This is a genomic window from Ktedonospora formicarum (assembly GCF_016587355.1).
In the GTDB taxonomy this organism is placed as follows: domain Bacteria; phylum Chloroflexota; class Ktedonobacteria; order Ktedonobacterales; family Ktedonobacteraceae; genus Ktedonobacter; species Ktedonobacter formicarum.
The window spans coordinates 205200-228522 of record NZ_BNJF01000001.1 but is presented as its reverse complement, the minus strand read 5'-3'; the positions used below and the strand labels follow the sequence as shown (position 1 = coordinate 228522).

Below are 23323 nucleotides of genomic sequence, written 5' to 3'. Positions count from 1 at the left end.
TTAGACATGGTCTATACACAGAAAATTCGCCGTGAAATCCTGGTGGAATGCGCATATGAACTGGTGGAGCGCGAGGGCGTTGAGGCACTTTCGATGCGTCGGTTGGCTCAGATCGTCGATGTGCGCGCTTCCTCACTTTATCATCATTTTCCTGAGAAGTCGGCGTTACTCAGTGCTGTCGCAGAACAAGGACTCTTTCACCTCGCGGCAGCATTAGAGAGAGCATCTACGCTGGTATCATCAGACCCACGTCGTCAGATCTACGCCATGGGGATGACCTATCGTGAGTGGGGCCTACAGCATTCTCACCTCTATCGGCTCCTCTTCGCAGGAACGCCGCCGATCGAGGATGCCTCGTCAGCATCTCCTTCCGCTACTGTTGCGCCCGTACTCGCTGCCACGGAAGTCCTGGTTGGAGCGTCTCAGGCTACAGCAGCTGCACAGGCCATCTGGGCGTTTGTCCATGGCTTTGTGATGCTCGAATTGACCGGGCATATGCAGCAGTGTCTTCCAGTTGAAGGCTTTCAACTTGGATTGGCATGCTTTGTCCAGGGGCTAGGTCGCTAACTCTCTTATCTGCGCGCCTGGGTTTAACGTTGGGAGGTCGTGATGGGTTCCTTATCTCTCTTTGGTAATCTTTCAGCTTCCGTTCCTGTATTGTAAGATGAGCGAGCCATTCTAGCACATCGTCATCAAATGCAGCTTGTTCTTCATAATGAGGATAATGGGCACTTTGTTGGTAGAGACGGAATGTCGCGTGAGGAAATTGTTCAACCCTTCCTTCCCTCTCCTAAAAACGTTTGTCGTCATGAGGTACGTCCGCTTCTTGCACCATCTGAGTTTCATAATTCTGAATTTTTGTCTTGATAATCCTGAGAAACTCCTATATCTGCCGCATATGATCTTCTAGCCTTTGTTGATGGTCTTGAAGGAGCGTGACTCGTTCCTCCAACGATAATTGCCCTAAACGCTGAAGTTCAGCATAAGGAAGTATCTGTTGAATGGACATGCCAGTTGCACGAAGCCTCAAGAGGAATTCGATCCACTCTCTATTGTAAAACCTGGAGCGCGCTCCAGGTCAAGCGCTTTCTTGGTGTTCAGCGATGTGGTTGAGAAGTGGTGAATGTGTTTTTCTATGTTCGGGGTCGTGGCTCCCGGTGCACGCCATTGTTTTGCCTGCACTCACCAGATATGTGGGTTCATGAGCGCCACCTTCTAAGGTGATTGATCCGCGCAAACACTTCTTGATGGTGCCTGTGCTGTGCTTTTCGCGGCTAAGTCCCCCTCTTCTTAGGAAGGGTAACCGTAAATGTTGAGCCTTTTCCGACCTCGCTGTCTACCGTGATAGTTCCACCATAGTGGTTGACAATCTCGGCCACAATGTAGAGTCCCATACCCAGACCAGAGATCGCTCGCTGTCTGGAGCCAGTGACCCGATAAAAGCGTTCAAAAATCTTGTCGCACTGCTCGCGCGGGATGCCTAGGCCATGATCGCGCACACGAATTATGATTATCTCAGACGAGGTGGAGAGGCCTATCTCAACCGTTTCGGCGCTTGGAGAATACTTGATGGCATTGCTGAGCAAGTTAGTGAATACCTGTCCCAGTCGATCTCGATCCGCTAGTAGACCGACCTCCGTAGCGCCATACACCAGGATATGATGGCTGGGGTGGCTGTGTTGCATGGTCTCGGCGATCTCCCGCAACAACGTATCAAGATTCACCGGCTCCTGGACATATTCCAGCTTGCCCGCCTGGATCTTGGAGACATCCAACAACTCATCCACCAGGCGGGTGAGTTTGTTGATCTGGGTCTCTATGCTGGAAAGCGCTGGAGCAGGGGTCTGGAGACCTTGCCTGACCAGTTGTCGGTGCAACAAAATAGTTTGTAATTTCAAGGCAGTAAGGGGATTCCTCAGTTCATGGCTAGCCATGCTGATAAAGGTATCCTTGCGTTGTTCCAACTCCTTGCGCGCCGAGTTATCGAACACAAAACCAATTGTCTGATTGGGATGATGTGGTAAGGCAACAAGACCCACAAGCACTGGAAGGCGACTGCCATCTTGACACACGTACACTTTCTCAAAGGGGCTCGTTGATTGCTGAGCGATCAATTCCTGATGAGCCTCTAACGTACGCGCCAGGCATTCTGGAGGGGTCATCCGCATCCAATTGATGTGTCCTTCATGCAGATCCTCGCGTGTATACCCTGTCATATGCAGAAAGGCGTCGTTGGCTTCCACAATTTGCTCTCCTTCAGCGATCGTGATCCCAATAATGCAGGAGTTCATCAGGGCATCCACTCGTTTCTGGCTCTGGCGCAAGGCTGCCTCGATCTGCTTCTGTTCGTCGATATCGGTACTGGTGCCAGCCCATTTGAGGACCACGCCCGCTTCATCGCGCACAGGCATGGCGCGGGTTAAAAACCAGCGATACTCTCCTGTCTGTCCATTTCTGATTCGATGTTCATACTCAAACATGTCTCCTGTCTCAAATGCATGCTGGCAGCGCGCTTGATTGCCTTCACGATCATCGGGATGGATGTATTGGCGATGAGTCCATCTATCGCTTTGTCCAGGCTCACGTATGAGCCTGGTGTAGTTATCCCAACGCTGGTTCGTATACTCGAATTGGCCATCAGGTCGTGCCACCCATACGAGTTGTGGCACCGCTTCGGCCAGTACACACAAGCTCTCCCGGCTTTCTTTGAGCTGCTGCTCCGTCTGTTTCTGCTCGTCGATGTCAGTGCATGTGCCAACCCATTTGAGAATCTGACCCGCTTCATCACGTACGGGCATGGCGCGGGCTAAGAACCAATGATACTCGCCTGTCGTATGATGGCGCAGGCGCAATTCCGTTTCATACACCCCGCCGGTCTGGATGGCACGCTGCCACTCAGAGCACACATGCTGTCGATCCTCTGGATGCAGATACTGCATCCATCCCTCTTTCTGAGTCCCTTTGGTGCTCAGACCAGTATAGTCACGTCGCCGTTGATTACCTGATTCAACAGAGCCGTCTGGTCGCCTGATCCAGACCAATTGGGGAATGGTTTCGATCAGGGTGTGGAGTTCCGTTTCGGAACGCTTGCGTGCAGTGATGTCGGTCTCGATATATATGAGGTACTCGACATGGGAGTCCGCGCCTTTGTGGGGAGTGATTGTTGCCTCAAGGTGAAGAATGTTTCCTTCCCTGGGGCGAACGACTGTCTCGAAACGCACGGTTTCTCCTTTGCTGGCGCGTCTGATAGCCGCGCGTAATTGGTGTTGACTCGCAGAGGAAAAGGACCACCAAGGAGCCTCAGTCAGCGGTTTGCCAATCACCTCTTCGCGTCGGATCTGCGCATCTACGAGTGGAACCTTATTGAGATCCAACACAATTCCCTCGGGGGTGAGCACTCCGACCCCACTATATATGTGCTCCAGAACATCAGCGGCGAGTTGTTCGTTTGGGAAACACGCCTCTTGTCGGGGGGACGGCCCTCTTTTCTCATGGAACTGTAACAGGAGCCCCCCAACTGTCGGCGAGAGCTGTACGTGCAACCCACTCTGGGTGGCGGGAGATACATACTGTACTTCAGTCCGTGCCCGGATCTGTTTCGTCTTCTGGATGGCCTGGTAGAGCGAAGGGCTCACCAATTGTGGAGCGCTACGCCAGAAGTTGTTTCCAGCCAGTGTCTCTGCCGTGACTCCGGTCAAGGCTTGTGCGCTTGCATTGGCATAGATAATCGTTGAGGCATCATCGAGCACAAACAAGGCCTCTGGAAGTGTCTCGAGAATAGTGAGGAGCGTCTCATACCTGCCTCGAGTGAGACGCTTGATCTGTGATAAGTGCAACATAGTGTGGCCAATATTCCCCTTTCACGTGTCCTTATTGCTGGTAGTGAAGCTGCATATCCATTCTGATCTGAAGGAGAATCTTACAAGAAGGCTATCAGAGACGAGTAGAAGGAAAACGATGCTTGTTGTCCGAAACAAGCTAGCTGTACGATTGGATACTGGAGAAATTGCCTGTCTGTCTGGGGATGAAGTGGACCTCCCATCATAGCGTGGCACCATCTGGAGGTGTCTTCTGTTTGGCCAACTATCTGACGCATGAGTTTCTGAATAAAGAATGCCTTCTCTCTCCACCCTTTCCACTTCGTACACCCGCTTTCGCCATTCACAACATAGGCCTATGTTATGAATGCGCAGATGCTAGTCTGGCATTTACACATCTTCCTGATCTTCGTCTTGCCGAGCCAGGAGGGTGAGCATTTGGATGTCGTTCTTTGGAGGGAGATAGACCTCTCGCATTGGATAGCGTCGCCAGAGGCATGTGGTAGCGAGTGTTATTCATCACATCTTGCTGGCGCCTATGCTAGCAGATGACCTCTGACTCTTGGAGTATAGTAGAAGGAAGAGGGAAAGGCATGGATCGAAGGTGACAGAAGAAGGTGAGCAGTAACAATTGGCACCCAGCACGAAGGTCATATGCCTTGGTCAATTGCCTGCGTCGACGACAGATAACGAGAGTTACTCCATAAGGGCGAAACGATCATGGACCATACGAACCAGGAATCATACGGTAACGTGCCCGAACCTACCTCACACGCCTCGTCTGGCCCTCTGCTTGTGACCAAGTTCCTGCCCCCGGCATCTTCCCATGAGATCATTGCTCGCCCTCATCTGCTCGCCCTGCTTAATACAGGTCTCCACCGACGCCTTATTCTCGTCTCTGCCGCTGCGGGCTTTGTGAAAACCACGCTGCTTGCAAGCCGGGCGAGCTCCTTTGCCCCAGGTCACCCGCCAGTAGCCTGGGTATCGCTTGATGCCAGTGATAACACCCCCTTTCAGTTTTGGACCTATGTCCTGACTGCACTGGAGCAGTGCCAGCCCGGGCTCTCGCGCCTCCCTTTTACATCCCTGCACGATGCCCTGCAACCCTGCTACCAGGTGATGCTCACCGACCTGATCAATGGCCTGGCCCAGCAAAGCGAATCCCTGGTACTTGTGCTGGACAACTATGAGGAGATAACCGAGCCCACCATCCATGCTCAGCTCGCCTTGCTGCTAGAGCACCTGCCGCCCACGCTGTGTGTGGTGCTCTCGACACGGACGGATCCTTTCTTTCCCCTGGCTCGGTTACGCGCTCAGGGCCACATTCTGGAATTACGGACCGCGCAGTTACGAGCAACCAGAGAGGAGATGACCGCTTTTCTGCGCGATGTGATGAAGCTTCGATTTTCTGAGCAGGCCATCCAGGATGTGGACGCACGCATACAGGGGTGGTGGGCGGGCTTGCAACTGACGGCGCTTGCCTTCAAAGAGCAGGCACCCCGAAAGATCTGCTTCAGGCGTTCCAGGGAACTCTGCCGGCTCTGTACGAGTACCTGGTGCAGGAGGTGCTGAATCGCCAGCCAGAGCAGGTACAGGCATTTCTCCTACGAACATCGATCTTACCTCACCTGGGTAACTCCTTCTGTAATGCTGTCCTGCTGTAGCAGGACAGCCAGGTCTTCTTGGAGAAAGTAGAACAGGCCAATCTCTTTCTGAGCCCCCTCGATGAGCAGCGTCAGTGGTATGCCTATCATCCTCTCTTTGCCGAGGCCCTGCGTGCTCGATTAGAGCAGACGGCTCCCGCAGAGATACCACTTCTGCATCTGCGGGCCAGTCAGTGGTATGCGGCGCAGCAGATGCACAGCGAAGCAATCCAGCATGCGCTGCAAGCGCACGAATGGCCCTGGGCGGCGTGGCTTCTGGAACAGATCCGCAGTAAGTGCATCCGGAGCCGGTTCCAGGATGAAGTGCAACTGTTCTGGATGGAGCAACTTCCCCGCGAGGTCGTGCGTGAGCGACCCCGTTTGTGCCTGGCCAAGGCTCATAGTCTGTTTTGGGTTGCTCCTCCGGATGTGACTGAAAGCTGGGTGAATGATGCCAGACGTGCCTGGATACGAACCCATCAGCGTGAAGAACAGAGCCTTCTGACGCGAGATGTATACGAACCGGAGGCACCGCTCCATCTCTTGGGGGAAATCGCCACATTGCAGGCCAAGATTGCCGGATTATATTATGGGGATGCAGGAGCAACACGGGCTTTCTGCCAGGAGGCTTTGACCCATCTTGAGGAGAAGCAATGGGCTGCTCGGGTCTATGTGACGATTCATCAGGCCCGGGCGAACGCCACTCAAGGATATCTTGAGCGTGCTCTGCAGCAGGTACTGGCGAACTTGAGCCGAATCAAAGCGGAAGGGGATCGTGAGTTTGAAAGTATCTATTTGTTCGAGACAACAGTGCTTATGACGATAGCAGGCAAACTGCGTCAGGCATGGCAATATAGCGAAGAAACAATCCACACGCTTCAAACCCGTAAGGGACACCAATCAGTTCATTTATGTTGGCCCTATGCCTTTCAAGCCAAGATCTTGCACGAGTGGAACCGGTTGGAGGAAGCCCAACACCTCGCTGAACAGGCGATCCAGATGGGCGAACAGACTGAAATACTGGCCTTTTTACCCCTCGCTTATACCCTGTTGTTACGGATTGTTCTCTCGCAAGGGAAGTTAGAGGAAGCCGGAAGAGCCTCTCAGCAGCTGGAATACGCCTGGAGAATGATGCCGTCGCCCTATCGTATAGCGCTTTGGAGCTGCGTCGATCAGATGCGGTTCTGGCTCGCATGTGGCGATCTGGAACAGGCGCGACGCTGGGTGAGCGATTTGCAGTGGAAAGAACCGCTGGTTTCTCCACTGGCGCGAGAGCGGCAAAGCGTTGCGTTTGCCCGTCTGCTGCTTGCCGAATCCCAACCAGAGCCTGCCTTGAACCTGCTCACACTCCTGATGAAACGAGCAACAGCCACTCAGCGGTGGTATCATGTGGTGGAAATGTTGCTCTTGCAAGTGCAGGCGTATCAAATGCGGGAGCAACATCAAGATGCGATGTCTCTGCTTTCGCAGTCTGTGCGTCTAGGTGCTCCAGAAGGCTACATCCGTTGCTTTGTAGATGAAGGGCACCTCATTGCTGACTTGCTCTACCAACTCTGGCAACAGAACTCCGAAATGGAGAATCTCCCCTATCTGGAGACGCTTTTGGCTGCGTTCAATCAGCAGCCGATACCCCAGCCAACTGATCGAAAAAAAGAGCTATCCCTGAGCCCACAAGCGTTGTTGGACCCCTTGACCGCACGTGAACAGGAGGTGCTCCGCTTGCTCGCACGTGGTGCCTCGAACAAGGCGATTGCGGATACATTGATTGTTGTGCCTGGTACCGTCAAGCATCATATTTCACATCTCCTCAGCAAACTCGAAGCCACCAATCGCACACAGGCGGTTGCACGAGCACGGGACCTCGGCCTCCTTTCCTAAGGAGACTAAAGGCTCTCTGCGCTCAAACTCCATCACTTATACACAACTGTTGGCGTGCTGAAAAGAAAAGCAAGACCAAGCGAAGGGGGAAGGCTCATGAACAAGAACTTTTGCTGTGTGCCGATCTGGCCATTTGTATTTCGGAAGATCCTGCCACCAGAGTCAAATATCACTTGAGCCGGTTTTCAAGGTAGCTGCACAACATCGTTTTCAGTTCGCGCATGAGGAGTCTTCGCTCAGCCTCCTCAGCCTGCAGGAGCAGTGGGAGGATCGTTTTGAAGAGTTGGACGCTCATCGTGGCACATAAGATACGTTGCGTCGCATCGAGGCTGGGTGCGCGTCTCTGAAAGCCAGCCTCAAAGCGTGTCTGTACCTCTTTTTGCAATGCATGAGTGGAAGATGCGTATTGGGCAATTGCCGTGCTTCGAGAAAAAAGTAATAAAAAAGCTGGATGAGCAAGATGAAATGCAACCAGCCTGTCAAAAATCTGATCAAGCCACTGAGGAAGGGGAAGAGCTGTGGCTTCAATGGAAAATACAGAATTATAGATTTCCTGGAGTTCCTCTGTGTACCGAGCAGCCAGCGCCTGGACAATCTCCTCCTTATTGGAAAAGAATTGATACAAAGAGCCGGGGGAGATCTTGGCTCTGGCCGCAATATGATTGGTCGTTGCCTCATCATATCCCATTTCCGTAAAGACGGTTTCAGCGGCATCGAGAATAGAAACGATACGCTGTACTCCTCGTGACCTTCGCTGAATGGGCTGGGTCTCCTTCTGCTGATCCATATGTCCTCCAAAACAACCTTCCAGAGCGTGCGGGATGGCAGGTATTTCTCATTTTTCTCTTGACAATGCGAGTTTTTGCTCGTATAATTTTTAGAACACAAGTATTTGCTCGCTTAGAGTAGTATAGCGCGACACATTCGCTTTGTCTACCAGATAAGGAGGATGACGTCACTCTCTGAGTGAAAAATGCTTAAAGACTTGTCGCATGCTGCATGGGTTTTAGGGATGACGTCGCCTGATCCGGAGTGAGACAAAGCGGCCCTGGTAGAAATTCACCACATCGAAGGCAGGTGGGAGCACATAGAATGCAGCAGCATGAATTGTCATATAGTCTTTGCGATTTTGGGGCAACATGCGCCCCTCATAGCATTCGTATGTGAGTAAATTGAGAAAGGACGATTTCTATGATTCTCGTGACAGGAGCGACTGGGGTGAGCGGATCTCTTATCATCCGTGAGTTCGCTCGGCAGAATGCGCAGGTTCGGGCGCTCGTCAGGAACAGCGCGAAGGTGCGTGCAATCGAGGCATTTCCCACTGTAGAGGTTGTAGAAGGAAATATGCTTCAACCTGAAACTCTGGGAGCCGCGCTGGACAATGTAGACCGTGTGTTGATGATCTCTTCCGCTGGTGAGCGGATGCTAGAAACACAGTGCACATTCATTGATTCTGCCAGAAAAGCAGGGGTTCGCCACATTGTCAAACTCTCCGGGAGGGGGGCAGGTGTTGGTTCCAATATAAAGCCTTTCCGCACTGTGCGGCTACACAATGAAGTCGAGCAGTATCTTGAAGGGTCAGGGCTCGCATGGACGCATCTGCGCCCCAGCCAATTCATGCAATTTTACTTCCCGGGAGCGACAGCGATGAATCTCACTGCCAACATGCTCTCTCTCCCTATGGAGAACGCTCGGCTTGCCCCCGTTGATATTGAGGATATCGCGAAAATTGCCTTTGCGCTGCTCCACAGTGAAGGGCATGAGGGCAAGAGCTATGAGATAACAGGCCCAGAAGCGCTGACGATGGCGGAAGTCGCTAAGCAGATCTCACAGGTAACTGGTAGGACCGTCGAGTATGTCAACATCACTCTGGAGGAATACCGGCGAGCGATGTTGGCTGTGGGGGCTCCACCGGAGCGTGCTGACGGGTTCGTCGAATTATGGAGCGATCGGCGTAGGGGGAATGCCGAATCGAAGGTGGACCTTGGGACGCACGAGACTTTCGGTGTTCACCCGACAACATTTGCTGAGTTCGTACATCGGACTGCTGCTGTGTTTCGTGGCGAGTCGATGCCCTGATAATCCCCCCTGCTCTGAGGAATGTGTGTTTTTGCCAACCAGCGAAGAGGCTTTCCACAAAGAGAGGGGAGACAGAGAAGGTAGCCTTTCTCTTCTTCAGCGGGCTTGACAAATGCTCTAGAAAAAAGCCATAATAACGTCATGCTTAGCTTGTTATAACAAGCTAAGCATGACCGTGGTACACTACTTGTCAATGCAAAGAAAACGGCGACGAAGATCTATTGCGAGGGTATGTGAACAGGTGCTCCAGTTACGGGAGTACCATCTACCTTGATACCCAAATATCATCAAGTGAAGGAATGCCTGTTGGCTTGCATCATTGACGGCTCGTAGATATTGATATGCTTATCCCATCAGAGGTGGGGCTAGGCCAAAGCTACAGAAGCACTTTGTGCAGTGGATGTTTGGATGCAATCATGCAGGTACTGCAGTAGGCGAAATACCTGCTACTATTGAAGTGGCAATGATGCTTAATCACAGGCTCTCTTTCGCCAGGCAACTCTGGAGCTATAGATGTCAAAAATTAAAGAGGTGCTCGTTCTGCACCACAGCCACTTGGACGTAGGCTATACCCATCCTCAACCAATTATTCTGGAATTGCAAAAACGCTATATCGACCAGGCGCTAGACCTGTGCGAACGCACGGAGGACTGGCCCGCAAACTCTCGCTTTCGTTGGACCTGCGAGGCCTCCTTCGTTGTGTTGAAATGGCTTGAGGAGGCGAGTGAGCAGCAAATCGCCCGCTTCTCTCGCTATTTGCACAACGGACAACTCAGCATCTCGGCCTCTTTGATGCATATCACGCCCCTGTGCAGCGCCGAGGAAGCAGCCCGAACGCTCTACCCGGTCCGGCAGTTACGTGAGCGCTTTGGCCTCGATTTCAGGACAGCGATCCATCACGATGTCAACGGTCAGCCCTGGTCGTATGGTCAGTTGCTCTTAGATGCTGGCATCGAATTCTTTATTATGGGCATCAATATCCATTTTGGCGGCATACCCTTGACGCGCCCGCTCGCCTTCCACTGGCGCGTTCCTGATGGCCGCAGCCTGCTTACCTTCCACGGTGAGCACTATTCTCTCTTCAGCCAGATCTGTCATCCTGCGTCTAATGATACAGCGATCATGGCCGCCGGGCTGGACAAATATCTGCAAAAGATCGAGGCGATGCCAGACTACCCGTTTGACTTCATCTATTTAACGGCGACCAATCCTCCCCTCTACGACAACAATCCGCCTGATCCCGAACTGGCATCCTTACTGCGTCGCTGGAATGCGGAAGGGCGCGAGCAGACGATCTCATTTGTGACTCCTGAGCAGTTGTATGCCAGGGTAAAGGCGCAGACGCATCGGCTCACCACGCACGCTGGCGACTGGACCGATTACTGGAACTTTGGCGCGGCTAGTTCCGCGCTGGAAACGAAGATGAGCCGCAGGACGAAGCAGGGGATGAAGGTCGTCGAGTTACTGGACGCTTTCCAACCTGAGTGTGACCGGCACTTCTTAGCTATGAAAGCGCAGGCCTGGGAGCAGATCCACTTGTATGATGAGCATACATGGGGAGCATACAATTCGGTGACGGAACCACAGAGCTTTAACGCGACGGTCCAATGGATGCATAAAGCCCATTACGCCTATGCAGCCCATAGCCTCACAGGGTATCTCTATGCAACAAAGCTGGAGCATCTGAACAACAATCCGCTGCAATCGGAGGAGCCAGAGGGCCTATTGCTGGTGAATCCAACCCCTTTCCCAGGTACGCATGACCTGCACATTCCGGAATCTTTCACTCAGAAGGGTAGGCATCTTGTGGCGCATAGAATGGGCCAGGATGTACTGGGGAGCGAGCTATGCGTTGAGACTGGCCCCAGCTATGGGCTTATCGATCTGCCGCCGTTTAGCTGGCGTAAAATCCCCCTCAAGACGTTGCAGGCATCTGCACCCTCGCCTGAGATCATCGTGAGCGAGGGGCGCATCGAGACGCCTTTCCACATTTGCACATTTGATCAGATCACGGGTCGTATCACCGGCCTGTATGACAAAAAGCTGGACTGGCAGGTACTCGACGATACCAGCCCCTGGACACTTTTTCAATATGTGCGCGAGACGGTTGATCCACTTTTTCATGTAGAGGAGAGAAGGACAATTTTCCCCAGAGATGTAGAAAAAGGCAACAATAGCATCAGTGTCTGGAATCATAACTGGCACGCACGGCGTCAATCCTGTACACGCCTGCTGCGCTGTTGGGTAGAGCGGCGCGAGCACTGCGTTACCCTCATCATGCAGTGGGAGGCTCCAGGTGTGGATGCATTGGAGCAGCGATTCACCTTTTTTAGTTACCGCCCAGATGTTGAAATGACAGCTATTGTGCACAAACAGGCTATTACGTCACCGGAGGGGATCTATTTTACGTTGCCGCTGAACCTGCAAGCGTGGCGTTGCCACTTTGATTCGGCGGCCCAGTGGGTGGAACTGGATCAAGAGCAATTGCCGGGAGTGTGCCGCGATTGGGTAACAGTGGACAGGTGCGTCTGCGTATACGATGAGGACCGTGGTGTAGCGCTGGCCTGCCCTGACGCCCCAATGGTCCAGGTTGGCGATTTCAATTTTGGGAAAGAGCAGAATACCATTGCGCGTAATCCTCACCCGCTGCTGCTGGCTTGGCCGATGAACAATTATTGGGATACAAATTTCCGTGCAGCTCAGCCCGGCATCGTCTCTTTTACGTACAATCTCTCGACCTTCCAGCGTTTTACGCCAGCCCAGGCGCAGGCAGCGGGCATGCGCGCCGCCAATGCGGTCGTCGTGGCGCCTGTGATTAACTGCGAGGCGCAGGAAGCCGGCCAGTGGATACGCGTGGAGGGTGCGGAGGTGGTGCTGTTTGATGTGAAACCTGCTGAGAACGGGAACGGGATACTCCTGCGTCTGCACAATCCTGGTCATGCAAGCGCCGATGTACGCATCAACTTTCCCATAGCCTCGATTCAGCAGGCCTGGAGGACAGATGCGTTGGAGGACAATAAGGAAGAGTTGCATACTACACCTGAGGAGGCGCTGCCCTTACGGCTGAGCGCACGCCAGACACAACACCTGCGCGTTATTCTCATGTAGGTTGCGCCCGGTCAACGCGCCAGGGCGGACAGACAGGCGAGGTACCTCGCAATTCAGCTTCCCTTTCCACGTTTTTCGGCTGGATCAAAACGGGTGAATCTCATGCAAACATCCATGAGATTGAGAATGGCTATTTACAGAGGAAGTCGCACACCTAGACCGCCGAATCGGCCCAGGACCGGGAGTCATGCCACTTCCTCCTCTACGCGCCTAAAATGGGATGTGCAAGTGCAACGTCTCATTTTAGGTGCGCAAGAGCGCTACCGGTCTCCTGAATAGCCCTCCAAACCTTCTCACGTGTAAGCGGCATATCAATTGTGTCAACACCCAGGGGTGTCAGAGCGTCGAGGACGGCGTTGACAACCGTGGGTGGCGCGCCGATGGTACCAGATTCGCCAACTCCTTTGACACCTAGAGGATTGGTAGGTGAGGGGACTTCAACGAAGTCACTGGTATAAGCGGGTAACTCTTTGGCCAGGGGCAGGGCATAGTCCATCAGCGTACCAGTGAGAAGTTGTCCATCCTGGTCATAAACCATCTCTTCAAAAAGAGCCTGCCCGATGCCCTGAGCTAGCGCACCGTGAAGTTGGGCTTCAGCCAGTTCGGGGTTGAGCACACGCCCACAATCGTCTACAGCGATATAGCGCAGAATTTCAATGTTGCCAGTTTCGCTATCGACCTCGACGACAGCCAGGTGTGCCCCAGATGACCAGGCGGCTCCCATGGGGCTAAAATCTCTCCAGGCAGCCAGGCCAGTGACGCCGCGCCTCTGCTCATCCTCGCTCGTTTCTTCAACGAGCAACTCCGGGCGCTCTTCCACCAACCGCGCCAGATCACTCAATGCAAGCGCGCGCCCTGGCACGCCGCGCACGGCGACTCTGCCATCTGCCAGTTCCAGATCGGCTGGCGCGACCTCCATGATATGCGCGGCGGCATGCAGTGTTTTTTCACGCGCTGCCTCAGCTGCTAACAGCACGACCGATGCTGCGACCTGCGTGGTCCGACTGCCAAAGGTGCCAATGCCGTAAACCGGTAAATCAGCGTTGTTCATCTCGACCTCAACCTGCTCGATTGGTACACTGAAGACTCCGGCTGTAATGCGGGCGAAGAGCGTAAAGTGGCCTTGTCCGTTATGTGCGACGCCGCTTTGCGCGAGAATCGTGCCATCGCGCCGCACACGCACAATCGCCGCTTCTTTGGGGCTTCCTGGTGGGCCAGACATCTCGCCGCCTGATATCTCGGTAAAAGTCGAAAGGCCCAGGCCAAGCAGACGGTTGCCACCATGTGTGCGCTGCTCTCGCTGCTTCTCACGCCAGGTCAGATACTCGCCCAATTCCAGCAACCTGTCAAGTAGCGCTGGGTAGTTGCCGCTGTCATAGAGCAGGCCGGTGACTGCTTGATAGGGGAATGCGCCGGGATCGATAAAATTCTTGCGCCGCACTTCCGCTGGGTCCATGCCTAACTCGCGCGCAATCTGATCCATAGCGCGCTCTAGCATATAGGTGGCCTCTGGTCGACCGGCACCACGATAGGCCCCGGTGGGTGGCTTGTTCGTGTAAACGCTCTCGACATTACTCTCAACCGCCGCAACCCGGTAAGGACCAATCAGCATGTTTGTGCTGATCGCAGGAAGCATGGCTCCAATCCCGCTGGCGAATGCGCCCAGGTCACCTAGCGTATGGACTTTAAACCCCAGTAGCGTACCATCACTCTGGAAAGCCACCTCTAGATTATTTATCTGCCCGCGCCCCTGGCTCTGAGCCTGCAAATTCTCGCTGCGTTCCTCGATCCATTTTATAGGGCACTCATGTTTCAAGGCCAGCCAGGCAGCGAGAAGTTCCTCTCCAAGCAGCGTGTTCTTGGCACCAAAGGCCCCACCTACGGCCGCGTTACGCACATGAACACGTTCCGGCGAAAGATCCAGGGCGCTGGCCAGGACACCTTTCAGGCGAAAGAGCCCCTGAGATGAAACCCAGGCGTAAAATTCGCCAGTCTGTGCATCATAGTCGAATAAGCAAGCCCGATTCTCCAGCGAACTGGGCGCGAGGCGTTGATTCACCAGGCGCAGGTGCGTGGTGAACTCTGCATTTGCGAAGACTTTATCAACGTTCCCAGACTTCTTTGAGAGCGTCAGGACGATATTTGTTCCCAACTCCTCGTAGAGGAGCGGCGTTCCCGGTAGCACGGCCTCTTCCGGATCTACCACGGCCTCCAGAGGCGTATATTCAATATCCAGCAGATCGCGTGCATCTTCCGCCACATAGCGATTCTCTGCCAGAATCACTGCAACCGGGTCGCCTATATAGCGCACCTTCTTGCTGGCTAGCAGCGGGCGGGGCGCTTGCTTCATTTCTGGAATCCCTGTGCTCTCCAGTGGTTTGAGTTTACCAACCAAATCCTGACCGGTGATCACATCGACGACGCCAGGCAATGCACGCGCGGCCTCGACTTCGATCTTCTCAAGGCGCGCGTGCGCGAAAATACTGCGTACCACCACCATAGATAGCACAGCCGGTCGTTCTTCCGCCAGCCTGATATCATCAACAAATCTGGCCTTTCCGGTAATCAGCCCTAGATCTTCTTGCCTTTTTTCACTACCGGCCAGCAGAGCGGGCTGCCGCTGTCTAACTTGCTTATTCATACAATTTTTATCGCCTTTCATCGCAGGTGCCCCTGCGACTATTGCTGAAAAACGACCAATGTCGTGCCAATACAGCTGATACTGCCAAGCAGATAGAGCAAGCTGTAGACAAGGTCCATCAGTACCACAGCCAAGCGTATGAACATAACTACCACCAACAATACCACATTCTAGATGTGGACATCACCGATCATACGCTGTTGATGCATCGCTTCTTCTACTTTCTGAAGAAATGAGCGCATTTGAGTCTGTGTACAGGATATGTCCAGGGCTGACCACAGCGCCCTTATGAGTGATTCATGATCTGTTCGACAATTGCTTTTCCATCCCCATTTGAAGAACTAGAGCGTTTTAGGTCCCAAACACTACATCGTTTTACAGCATTTCTTCCAGTGAGGGATTGTTTGTATTGACGAGATGGGGTTATTGTAACTTCATACATACGAAAGCCGATTGCCATGAGTAATAGTGCTGTTCGTGCCCATACATAAGAGAAGCCGCCTCCGATAAGACTGTTCACCGGAAGCAGCTTTGAGGAAACCATCAGAATCTTGTTATTGGGCTTCACTAACTAGACATTGAAAGTAAAGGTCCAGCCAGCGCCACCCTGGGGATTGAGAATGTGTAGCGTCCAATTGTGATCATTGCCGACACTTGTCCTTGGAACGTAGATGTATGTGCCCAGATAATGTGGGTCCTGCGGATTTGTTATATCCTGTCCCGTGCCGTACAGGACGAGTTTGTGATAGATCTGGTCTCCGGTGCTTAATTGTGTTTCATCGGAGCCAGATTTGTCATTGCGTGATGGCATCTTGAAGTAGCTGAGTCCATGAATGAAGAGACGTGTTCCTGACGGTGCGATGATCACGCGTTCGAGCGTTACTGCTTTGCCATCGCTTGTGACAGTTTTGTTGACATTCACGATTTTGCCCGCATGGAACGGAACCGTCACATCATAGGTGAGTTTGTAAGGATGGGTGATATCATGAGCACGTGCCTCTGGTGCGCATTGGGCACCATTCACGCCAATGCAATAGTAGACAAACTCGGCATGAATGTGCAGTGAGGTAGGGTTGCCCTGAATTTGGGAAGTATCAAAGATTGCTACTATTGATGAGGTATTAGGATCAACATGTGTGCGTGTTTTTCCTATTTCCAGGGTTACTCCATCCTCACCTCCGCCATTGGTGGTGGCATCACCCATTGGTGGTAAGAGGAGTCCATCAGACGTGGTGACTTTTCCCGCATACAGATCCCACTCTCCTCCTTTCCCGGCTGATGGGATCTTGGAATGTTTGGCTGAAAGACCCAGGATCAGCTCATTCGGGTCAGCATAGGCGGTTTCTAGTTTGCCTGTCAACTCGCCATCCTGACTGGTGAGATTCAAGGTGGTATACATCTCTGGTTTCAGCGGGTTGCCGTTTTGCACATACCCAGGCTGTATCATGGCCGAAATGACCTGGTCGAGTACACCGGAGGCATAGGCAGTTCCACTAATGATCGTGAGCAGGAGCACCGCGGCGATAATGACGGCGATGCGTCTCCCTCTGAATGAGGAATTAGGGAGCCAGGTCGGTTGACCGGTATTGCGTTTGCCCTGGAGTGTGTTCTGTGTATTGCGAGCCTGTACATCGTTCCAGGTCAGTGTCGATGGGATCTCAGCCTGGGTGTACAGATCCTCCAGAGCCTGCTCATAGTGTTGTACTGTGAGCCCATCCGCTTGTGGTGAATGCTTACTCATGTTGATTCTGCTCCTTCAAAAGAGTGATGAGGCGCGTGATCTGTTTTTTGACCGTTTCTGGTTTCTTGCCAACAATGGCGGCAATCTGTGGTGCGCTCAGACCGGCAGCGAAGCGTAGAGCGAGCAACTCACGTTTATCGGGCGACAATGAGGCGATGAGCGATTTAAGATGTGCTAATGTTTCTTGCTTGAGTGCTAAATCTTCAGGACTCTGTGGGCTGACCGGGTGGAATATTTCAGGCAGAGCGTCCCAGGAAACACTGCTTTTATATCGCCGGGCGGCATTTACCGCTGTATGATGGGCAATACGGAAGAGCCAGGCAATAAAAGGAATGCCACGTTGCTTATATCGTGGGAGTGCATCTATTGCCATGAGGAAAACTTGCTGTGTGAGATCAGCAGCATCTTCATCATTATTGACACGTGTATGTAGATAGTGATAGATCCGCTCCCGATAGCGATTGTAAAGTGGCTCAAATGCAGCTGGATTGCTTTTAGCTGCTTCAATACAAGCAGCTTCAGCTTCAACTGGCTCATTTCCCCACTCAGTTGCTTTGGTGTGGAAGACCGGAGCTGCGTGTGTTATTTCCATACAATCTCCCTATTACGTATTTATGTGTATATTGTTGCCATCTACCTGGTGCTGTCTTTGTAGAAATGCGTGTAACATCGATGTTCACTCTTAATAACACGGTCAGAGCAAAAGCGGGACAGAAAATGTTTGAGATAGTACAGATTCATAGGGGGGGCGGAGGAATTGAGTTATCACCATGCCTCATCGAGTTATTCTGTGCCAAAGGCGAGGGGGGATGTCTCTTAAGAAGAGATGAGGAAAACAGATGAGGATCGAGTGTGCTGTGACGCTCATTCCTCATCTGTTTTTCTTAAGGAGACGGAGGTTCCGCCAGGACGAGCACCTCCCTTGAAAGTAATGGGAGATCCTGGCTGGCCTGGCTACTCGCGGGAGATGAAACTCAGGTCTGCTTTACTCTTGCGCTCTCCGGCAGCCTGCCCAACACTAGCTTCCAATTGAGCGATTTCTTCCGCGCTCAAGATGATGCGCGAGGCGGCGATATTCTCTTCCAGATAGCGTAGACGCTTGGTTCCGGGAATAGGAACAATGTCGTTGCCTTCGTGTAGGAGCCAGGCCAGAGCAATCTGTCCGGCGGTCACGTTCTTCTGGCTGGCCAGGTGCTTGACCCGCTCAACCAGTTCGGTATTCCTGGCAAAGTTCTCTCCCTGGAAACGAGGGTCGGTATGGCGGAAGTCGTTCGCCGCCAGGTCCTGGGCATTTTTGATATCACCAGTCAAGAAACCCCGCCCCAGCGGACTGTAGGCCACAAAACCAATCCCCAACTCGCGTACGGTTGGCAGGATTTCGGCCTCTGGCCCGCGCTCCCACAACGAGTACTCGGTTTGCAAGGCCGTGATAGGATGGACCGAGTGGGCACGGCGAATCGTCTGCGGTCCCACTTCAGAGAGACCAATATGACGGATCTTGCCCTGCTTGACCAACTCTGCGAGCGCACCAACCGTCTCTTCGATTGGCACCTGTGGGTCAAGCCGATGCTGATAGAACAGATCGATATAATCCGTATCTAGACGCTGCAAAGACTCATCAATGACTTTGAAAATGTGATCGGGACGGCTATTTGGTTGGCGCTTGCCATTCGAGAGCCACTCCCAGCCGAACTTGGTTGCAATCACCACCGAGTCGCGTCGCCCCTTTAAGGCGCGGCCTACCAGTTTCTCATTTGTAAAGGGTCCATATGCCTCAGCAGTATCGAAAAAGGTGACGCCCAGATCAATGGCCCTGTGGATCACCCGTACCGCTTCCTCTTCGCCAAGGGGCGTTCCATAAAAGCCTGACAAACCCATACAGCCAAATCCCAGTTCCGAGACCATCAGTTTTGTTTTGCCAAGGACACGTGTTTGCATGCTTCTTCTTTTCCTTCCAATCTTGATCTTTCTCTTCGTTCACATGCCGCTTACGCGGAGACTCATAGGATGCCAGATCATCTTATGGCTGATGAAGCCATGCGCTCTTTTTTTGCAGCCTCTTGATCTTCTGAGTGCCTTCTTCTCTTTGGAAGAAGGGCTTCTGCTTGCTCGTGTTCGCTAGTCCGTGGAAGTGGCGCGTTCTGGCTGAATGTCCATGGAGGTTGTGTGTTCTGATTGGATGTAGAAGATCACGTACTCGTCTCCAGGTTGGTTGTAGGGATAGTGATCGACACCCAGGTATTTCTTTGCCAGGGAGTCGATGAACGTTCTCTGCGGATCTTCCTCGATGCGCACCACCTTGCCACGAATCTCTAAATAATGATAAAGATTCGTAGGGTCGGTGATAGACAGCGCGATATGTGGATCACGTTTCAGGTTGCGATATTTCTGGCGCGCCTTTGTCTGACTGAAACGCACATAGGTGCCATCCCAGTCAAACCAGACCGGGGTAGACTGTGGCTCGTGATGAGGCCCAATGGTTGCGATGTGGGCCAGGCTGGTAGAGTTGAGGATCTTTATCTCTTTCTCTGGAATAACACTCATGGTTTTTCTCCGTTTTCACTAAGATGCCCAGGTGGTGGTAAAATCATCTGAGCAGAAAATATCTTGCTATTTGGTATTGCAGTGGCCTATCAATCATTCATATCCTGCATCCCTACATCGTGCTCCTACGTTCCAACTTCAAAGACGCCATCCAGTGATGGATGTTCAGATTTCTCTTGCCCTCAGAGTACCTCAGATGGTTTTGACAGTCGCCTCTATTCTTGCTTGGTTGCAGCAGATTCTTGCGCTGCACTCGCGAGAAGAAAGGATGTTGTTTGAAAGCATCAAGGGCAGAAGCCCCGAACGTTTCGATAAAAACGTTCTATTATTTTCGCGAGTTAGAACCTAACCCAAAGCCAGTCGCATTAGGAAAAGCGCTGCTGTGATGAGAATATTCCTCTTTGCTGGTTGCCACACAAGTCAATGATCCCTTTGCGTTTCTGAGGCGCCTGAACAAGACCTTCCAGCTCGACTGGCCTGCCAGACAGGTCCATTGACTATACCTAGCACTATCCGAGTTGATCTGTTCTCTTTTCCCGCCCCGGCGGGTTACGCGATGGTGGTTAGCACGCTGCCCAGTAGGAAAAGCAGCGCGACCAGCAGTAGTGCAACAGGCATGCCAGTCAGAAACGCGCTCCCCTCATTCACAGAGCCGAGGATTGAGCCGATGATTGCAACGCCAAGCACCCCTCCCAGTTGCCGGCTCGCGTTTAGCAGCCCGGAAGCAACACCCACCTGGTTTTTGGGTACAGCATTCAGGAGAATTGTCGTCATAGCGGGGACGACCATACCACAGCCCAGGCCAACAATGATTTCCCCAACCATCAAGATGAGGAGCGTTTTGCCGGTTTCGCCCAATAAGAGCAAGAGCGTTCCAAGACAGCCTGCTGTCAGCCCTCCAATCAATGGCCAGCGTGTGTCCAGGCGTGCAGTGATCCTTCCTGAGATCACTGCCATGCCTCCAGTGGCACAGGTTATCGGCAGCAGCGCAACACCAGCCAGCGCTGCCGGGTAATGAGAGATATCTTGAAAAAACAGGGAAAGGACAAATAGCAGACCATACAGGCCAAAGTTGAGGATGCATCCAACCAGGAGTGGCACACGAATATCTCTAGATGAGAAGAAGTGCAGGGGGAGCAGAGGTGTATCATGTCTCGCTTCAATGAACAAAAAGCCTCCAAATGCTCCAATGCACAGCAGCAACAGGCCGATGATCTGAGGCGAGGTCCATCCCTGGCTTCGCCCCTCAATGAGCGCGTAGGTCAATGTTGCGAGGGCGACAATCATGCATCCTTGTCCCCACTGATCCCGTTTCTGCGTCGTTCTCTGTGGCGTCTCGCTGACGAAACGTCTGGTGAGAGCGAGTGCGAGAAGACCACAGGGAACATTCAGCAGAAAGATGCTGCGCCAGCCTAATGTGTCGACGAGCAGTCCTCCGATGACAGGGCCTCCAGCCAACCCGATACCTGAACTTCCTGCCCAGATCCCAATTGCTCTGGCCCGTTTCCCAGGGTTCTGAATTCCGTGAGTGATCAAAGCGAGCGAACTCGGAACCAACAGTGCGGGTCCCACTCCTTGAATGATTCGCGCTGCTATCAAGAGAGGGAGCGAAGGTGCAAGGCTACAGAGGAGCGATGCTCCTGTAAACAAGACATACCCAATAAGAAACGCGCGCTTCTGTCCAAGTTGGTCCCCAAGCGTGCCCGCACTGAGCAGCAGGCTCGCAAAGATCAGGGTATAGCCGTTGACGACCCACTGCAAGCCCTCAAGCGAGCCATGCAGGTCCTGTTGCAGAGCAGGAAGTGCCACATTGACGACGGAGGTATCGAGAATAACCATGAAAAACCCGAAGCAAATGGCAGTCAACCCAAGGGCCTGAAGCGTCCCATGCTCTTCTTGGGTGGATGTAATCTGTTGCTCTTTCCGCATTCTTTATTGCAACCTCTCGATATGTACTGTCTTCATTTTGAAGAAGCGCTTCTGCTCGTACTGTAACAGGAATTGAGCAGAGCTTGACCCAGATTCTTGTGAGAGAACAACAGATTCTTGCGCGGTTACTGGTAGTGCTTGGGAGTGAGTCTAGTGAGCCGTTTGAAGTGCCGGTCCAGGTGGCTTTCATGCACAAAGCCAATCATGTGGGCAATGGCGGTGAGCGACCAGTTCGTAGTCAAAAACAACGGCTTTGCTCGCTCAATGCGCCGTTGAATAAAATAGCGGTGAGGTGTAAATCCGACGGACTTCTTGAAGAGGCGCGAAGTGGCAGAGGCTCGAATACACGATTGCTGCGAGATCGGAGAGCGAGAGATCCTCAGCGGGATGTGCTTCAACTGGCTATTCAAATTAATGTGGTGAAGGGCACTTCCATTATTAATTCCTCTTGACTTCAAGTCCACTTGAATAAGTATACTCCCTTTCAAGTCGAGAAAAATGCCATCACCCATCCTATAAGTGAGCGGAGGGCCTGTTGGATGGATTGTTGGATTACCCTCAGGTCACAGCGCATCATTGGCTAGCTATTGGTAGCGATAAGCGTTGAAGAATGACACTTGCTATTGCACAATGTATAGAAGAGGAACATTAATGGCAGAACCAAAATTTCACCTTAACAATTGGAATCAGCAGATAATCGAGGAATTCCGCGCGAATGGAGGCAAGGTCGGAGGCTCATTTGAGGGCGTGCCTTTGCTCTTGCTAACCACCACGGGCGCCAAAAGTGGGCAACGGCGCATCAACCCACTTACCTGTCTTTGGGATGGAGAGCGCTTATTTATCTTTGCTGCGAAGGGGGGCTCGCCGACGAACCCCGATTGGTATCACAATTTGGTCGCTCATCCACAGGTAACTGTTGAGCTTGGCACAGAGCAATTCGAAGCCATGGCAGTGCTTATTGAAGGTGGAGAGCGTGACCGCATCTATGCAAAAGAAGTGCAGGCCCACCCAGGCGCAGCCGACTACGAGAAGAAGACGACTAGAAAAATTCCGGTTGTGGAGCTTGTCCGCCGTGATGGTTCACGATAAATGTAGGAGGTTCGCGCTCGTTGTAGACGCATGAATCCCCTCTCTCAGAGGGGGATTTTATAACAGGTGAGAGTTTGTGGAGCAAGACATCTGTTTGCATCTATCTTCCCTCATAAGCTCTCTCTACGATTTGCTATTCCATAGGAGCTAGGATCGCTAGGCCTTGTGTACAGCGTGGGATAGCAGTATGTGGTGGAGAGCCGTATACCTCGATGATATCCACAATCTACTTGGGTGTGCGCTCAAAACATTTTGTACTTGGTGTTAGACCAGCAGGCGAGGGAACTGTTTGAAGTGGGACAAGAGGCCGGAGCAGCAGCAATCTGAACATACACTTGAAAGGTTTCGCCCCTTGCCACAAAATGAGCTAAATTCGCCAAGAGGAGGCGGTTATGGTTCTGCCCTGGCTTCGTCTCCACCTTTTTCTTCTCCCTGAATATTTTCTGAATCAAATGCTACCTGGTGGATCAATAAAGTCATTCCCTCATCTTCTCTTTGGGCTAGCTGTACGTGAGCCCTATGTATTCGCTGCTGCACGATACCATGTCCACAGGCACAGACTGCAGCAACTCCAAGGATAAGCGCGCTACTCGCTGTACCCACAACGAGACCGTTGCTCTCAACGATAAAGCTACTGATCAATGGCCCAACGATTTGGCCAATAGCAAAAAAAGCTGTCAGCATACTCAAACTCGCTGCATAAACTTCATCTGTCACCTCGCGTTTGAGCAATGCTGTAATCATGAGAGCCGGAGCAATGAACGCACAGAGCCCGACGAGGATTGCTCCAACGTATTCCCATCCTTGACTGCGTCCCAAAACGGACAGCGCTCCCCGGCACCCAGGAGTAATG

17 protein-coding genes and 1 pseudogene are annotated in these 23323 nt (G+C 52.5%); 7 read left to right on the top strand and 11 right to left on the bottom strand.

Annotation, left to right across the window (positions count from 1 at the left end; all coding sequences use genetic code 11):
* Positions 1–6 precede the first annotated feature (6 nt).
* Entirely contained in the window at positions 7–567 is a 561-nt protein-coding gene (locus K3T82_RS00980) for a TetR/AcrR family transcriptional regulator (protein WP_220191642.1), read from the top strand.
* A gap of 707 nt (positions 568–1274) precedes the next feature.
* Here K3T82_RS00980 and K3T82_RS00975 read toward each other — a convergent pair.
* Positions 1275–3839, bottom strand: coding sequence for a PAS domain S-box protein (locus tag K3T82_RS00975; RefSeq protein WP_220191641.1), 2565 nt, complete (start codon positions 3837–3839; stop codon positions 1275–1277).
* A 699-nt stretch (positions 3840–4538) separates the two neighbouring features.
* Here K3T82_RS00975 and K3T82_RS47440 point away from each other — a divergent pair.
* The 3 genes and pseudogenes from K3T82_RS47440 (at position 4539) to K3T82_RS00970 (ending at position 7339) form a co-directional block, all read left to right on the top strand.
* On the top strand, positions 4539–5390 hold the full coding sequence (locus K3T82_RS47440; RefSeq protein ID WP_236030920.1) for a MalT transcriptional regulator family protein: 852 nt from the start codon (positions 4539–4541) through the stop codon (positions 5388–5390).
* Positions 5375–5566: pseudogene (locus K3T82_RS50845) on the top strand (winged helix-turn-helix domain-containing protein); the annotation flags it as partial. The gene K3T82_RS47440 and the pseudogene K3T82_RS50845, both read left to right, overlap by 16 nt.
* Positions 5567–5674: 108 nt before the next feature.
* Entirely contained in the window at positions 5675–7339 is a 1665-nt protein-coding gene (locus K3T82_RS00970; protein WP_476630035.1) for a LuxR C-terminal-related transcriptional regulator, read from the top strand.
* Between the two features lie 169 nt (positions 7340–7508).
* Here the strand turns inward: K3T82_RS00970 and K3T82_RS00965 are convergent, their stop codons facing one another.
* Positions 7509–8126 carry a TetR/AcrR family transcriptional regulator gene (locus K3T82_RS00965; protein WP_220191640.1) on the bottom strand — a complete coding sequence of 206 codons (618 nt, stop codon included), beginning with the start codon at positions 8124–8126 and terminating at the stop codon, positions 7509–7511.
* A gap of 219 nt (positions 8127–8345) precedes the next feature.
* Positions 8346–8480: a hypothetical protein gene (locus tag K3T82_RS48920; protein ID WP_268886607.1), complete on the bottom strand. Its 135-nt coding sequence runs from the start codon at positions 8478–8480 to the stop codon at positions 8346–8348.
* A gap of 50 nt (positions 8481–8530) precedes the next feature.
* Between K3T82_RS48920 and K3T82_RS00960 the strand changes: the two genes are divergently transcribed.
* On the top strand, positions 8531–9418 hold the full coding sequence (locus K3T82_RS00960; protein WP_220191639.1) for an SDR family oxidoreductase: 888 nt from the start codon (positions 8531–8533) through the stop codon (positions 9416–9418).
* 513 nt (positions 9419–9931) lie between these two features.
* Complete coding sequence (locus K3T82_RS00955; RefSeq protein WP_220191638.1) at positions 9932–12526, top strand: glycoside hydrolase family 38 N-terminal domain-containing protein; 2595 nt, start codon at positions 9932–9934, stop codon at positions 12524–12526.
* A 238-nt stretch (positions 12527–12764) separates the two neighbouring features.
* Here K3T82_RS00955 and K3T82_RS00950 read toward each other — a convergent pair whose 3' ends face one another.
* From K3T82_RS00950 to K3T82_RS00920, 7 genes are all read right to left on the bottom strand, one after another.
* Positions 12765–15167 carry a xanthine dehydrogenase family protein molybdopterin-binding subunit gene (locus K3T82_RS00950; protein WP_220191637.1) on the bottom strand — a complete coding sequence of 801 codons (2403 nt, stop codon included), beginning with the start codon at positions 15165–15167 and terminating at the stop codon, positions 12765–12767.
* Positions 15168–15738: 571 nt separating this feature from the next.
* The gene (locus K3T82_RS00945) at positions 15739–16908 is read right to left on the bottom strand and encodes a hypothetical protein (RefSeq protein WP_220191636.1); all 1170 of its coding nucleotides are present in this window, start codon (positions 16906–16908) and stop codon (positions 15739–15741) included.
* Positions 16901–17500 carry an RNA polymerase sigma factor gene (locus K3T82_RS00940; RefSeq protein ID WP_220191635.1) on the bottom strand — a complete coding sequence of 200 codons (600 nt, stop codon included), beginning with the start codon at positions 17498–17500 and terminating at the stop codon, positions 16901–16903. The genes K3T82_RS00945 and K3T82_RS00940 overlap by 8 nt, the downstream gene beginning before the upstream one ends.
* A 362-nt stretch (positions 17501–17862) precedes the next feature.
* Positions 17863–18846, bottom strand: a complete 984-nt coding sequence (locus K3T82_RS00935; protein WP_220191634.1) for an aldo/keto reductase — start codon at positions 18844–18846, stop codon at positions 17863–17865.
* Between the two features lie 180 nt (positions 18847–19026).
* Positions 19027–19452 carry a PPOX class F420-dependent oxidoreductase gene (locus K3T82_RS00930; RefSeq protein ID WP_220191633.1) on the bottom strand — a complete coding sequence of 142 codons (426 nt, stop codon included), beginning with the start codon at positions 19450–19452 and terminating at the stop codon, positions 19027–19029.
* A gap of 549 nt (positions 19453–20001) precedes the next feature.
* Positions 20002–21381, bottom strand: a complete 1380-nt coding sequence (locus K3T82_RS00925; RefSeq protein WP_220191632.1) for an MFS transporter — start codon at positions 21379–21381, stop codon at positions 20002–20004.
* Between the two features lie 125 nt (positions 21382–21506).
* Positions 21507–21845, bottom strand: a complete 339-nt coding sequence (locus K3T82_RS00920) for a helix-turn-helix transcriptional regulator (RefSeq protein WP_220191631.1) — start codon at positions 21843–21845, stop codon at positions 21507–21509.
* 187 nt (positions 21846–22032) lie between these two features.
* On the opposite strand from K3T82_RS00920, the gene K3T82_RS00915 reads away from it, so the two are divergent.
* On the top strand, positions 22033–22470 hold the full coding sequence (locus tag K3T82_RS00915) for a nitroreductase family deazaflavin-dependent oxidoreductase (RefSeq protein WP_220191630.1): 438 nt from the start codon (positions 22033–22035) through the stop codon (positions 22468–22470).
* Positions 22471–22860: 390 nt separating this feature from the next.
* Here K3T82_RS00915 and K3T82_RS48915 read toward each other — a convergent pair whose 3' ends face one another.
* The gene (locus K3T82_RS48915) at positions 22861–23289 is read right to left on the bottom strand and encodes a YbfB/YjiJ family MFS transporter (RefSeq protein ID WP_220191629.1); all 429 of its coding nucleotides are present in this window, start codon (positions 23287–23289) and stop codon (positions 22861–22863) included.
* Between the last annotated feature and the right edge of the window lie 34 nt (positions 23290–23323).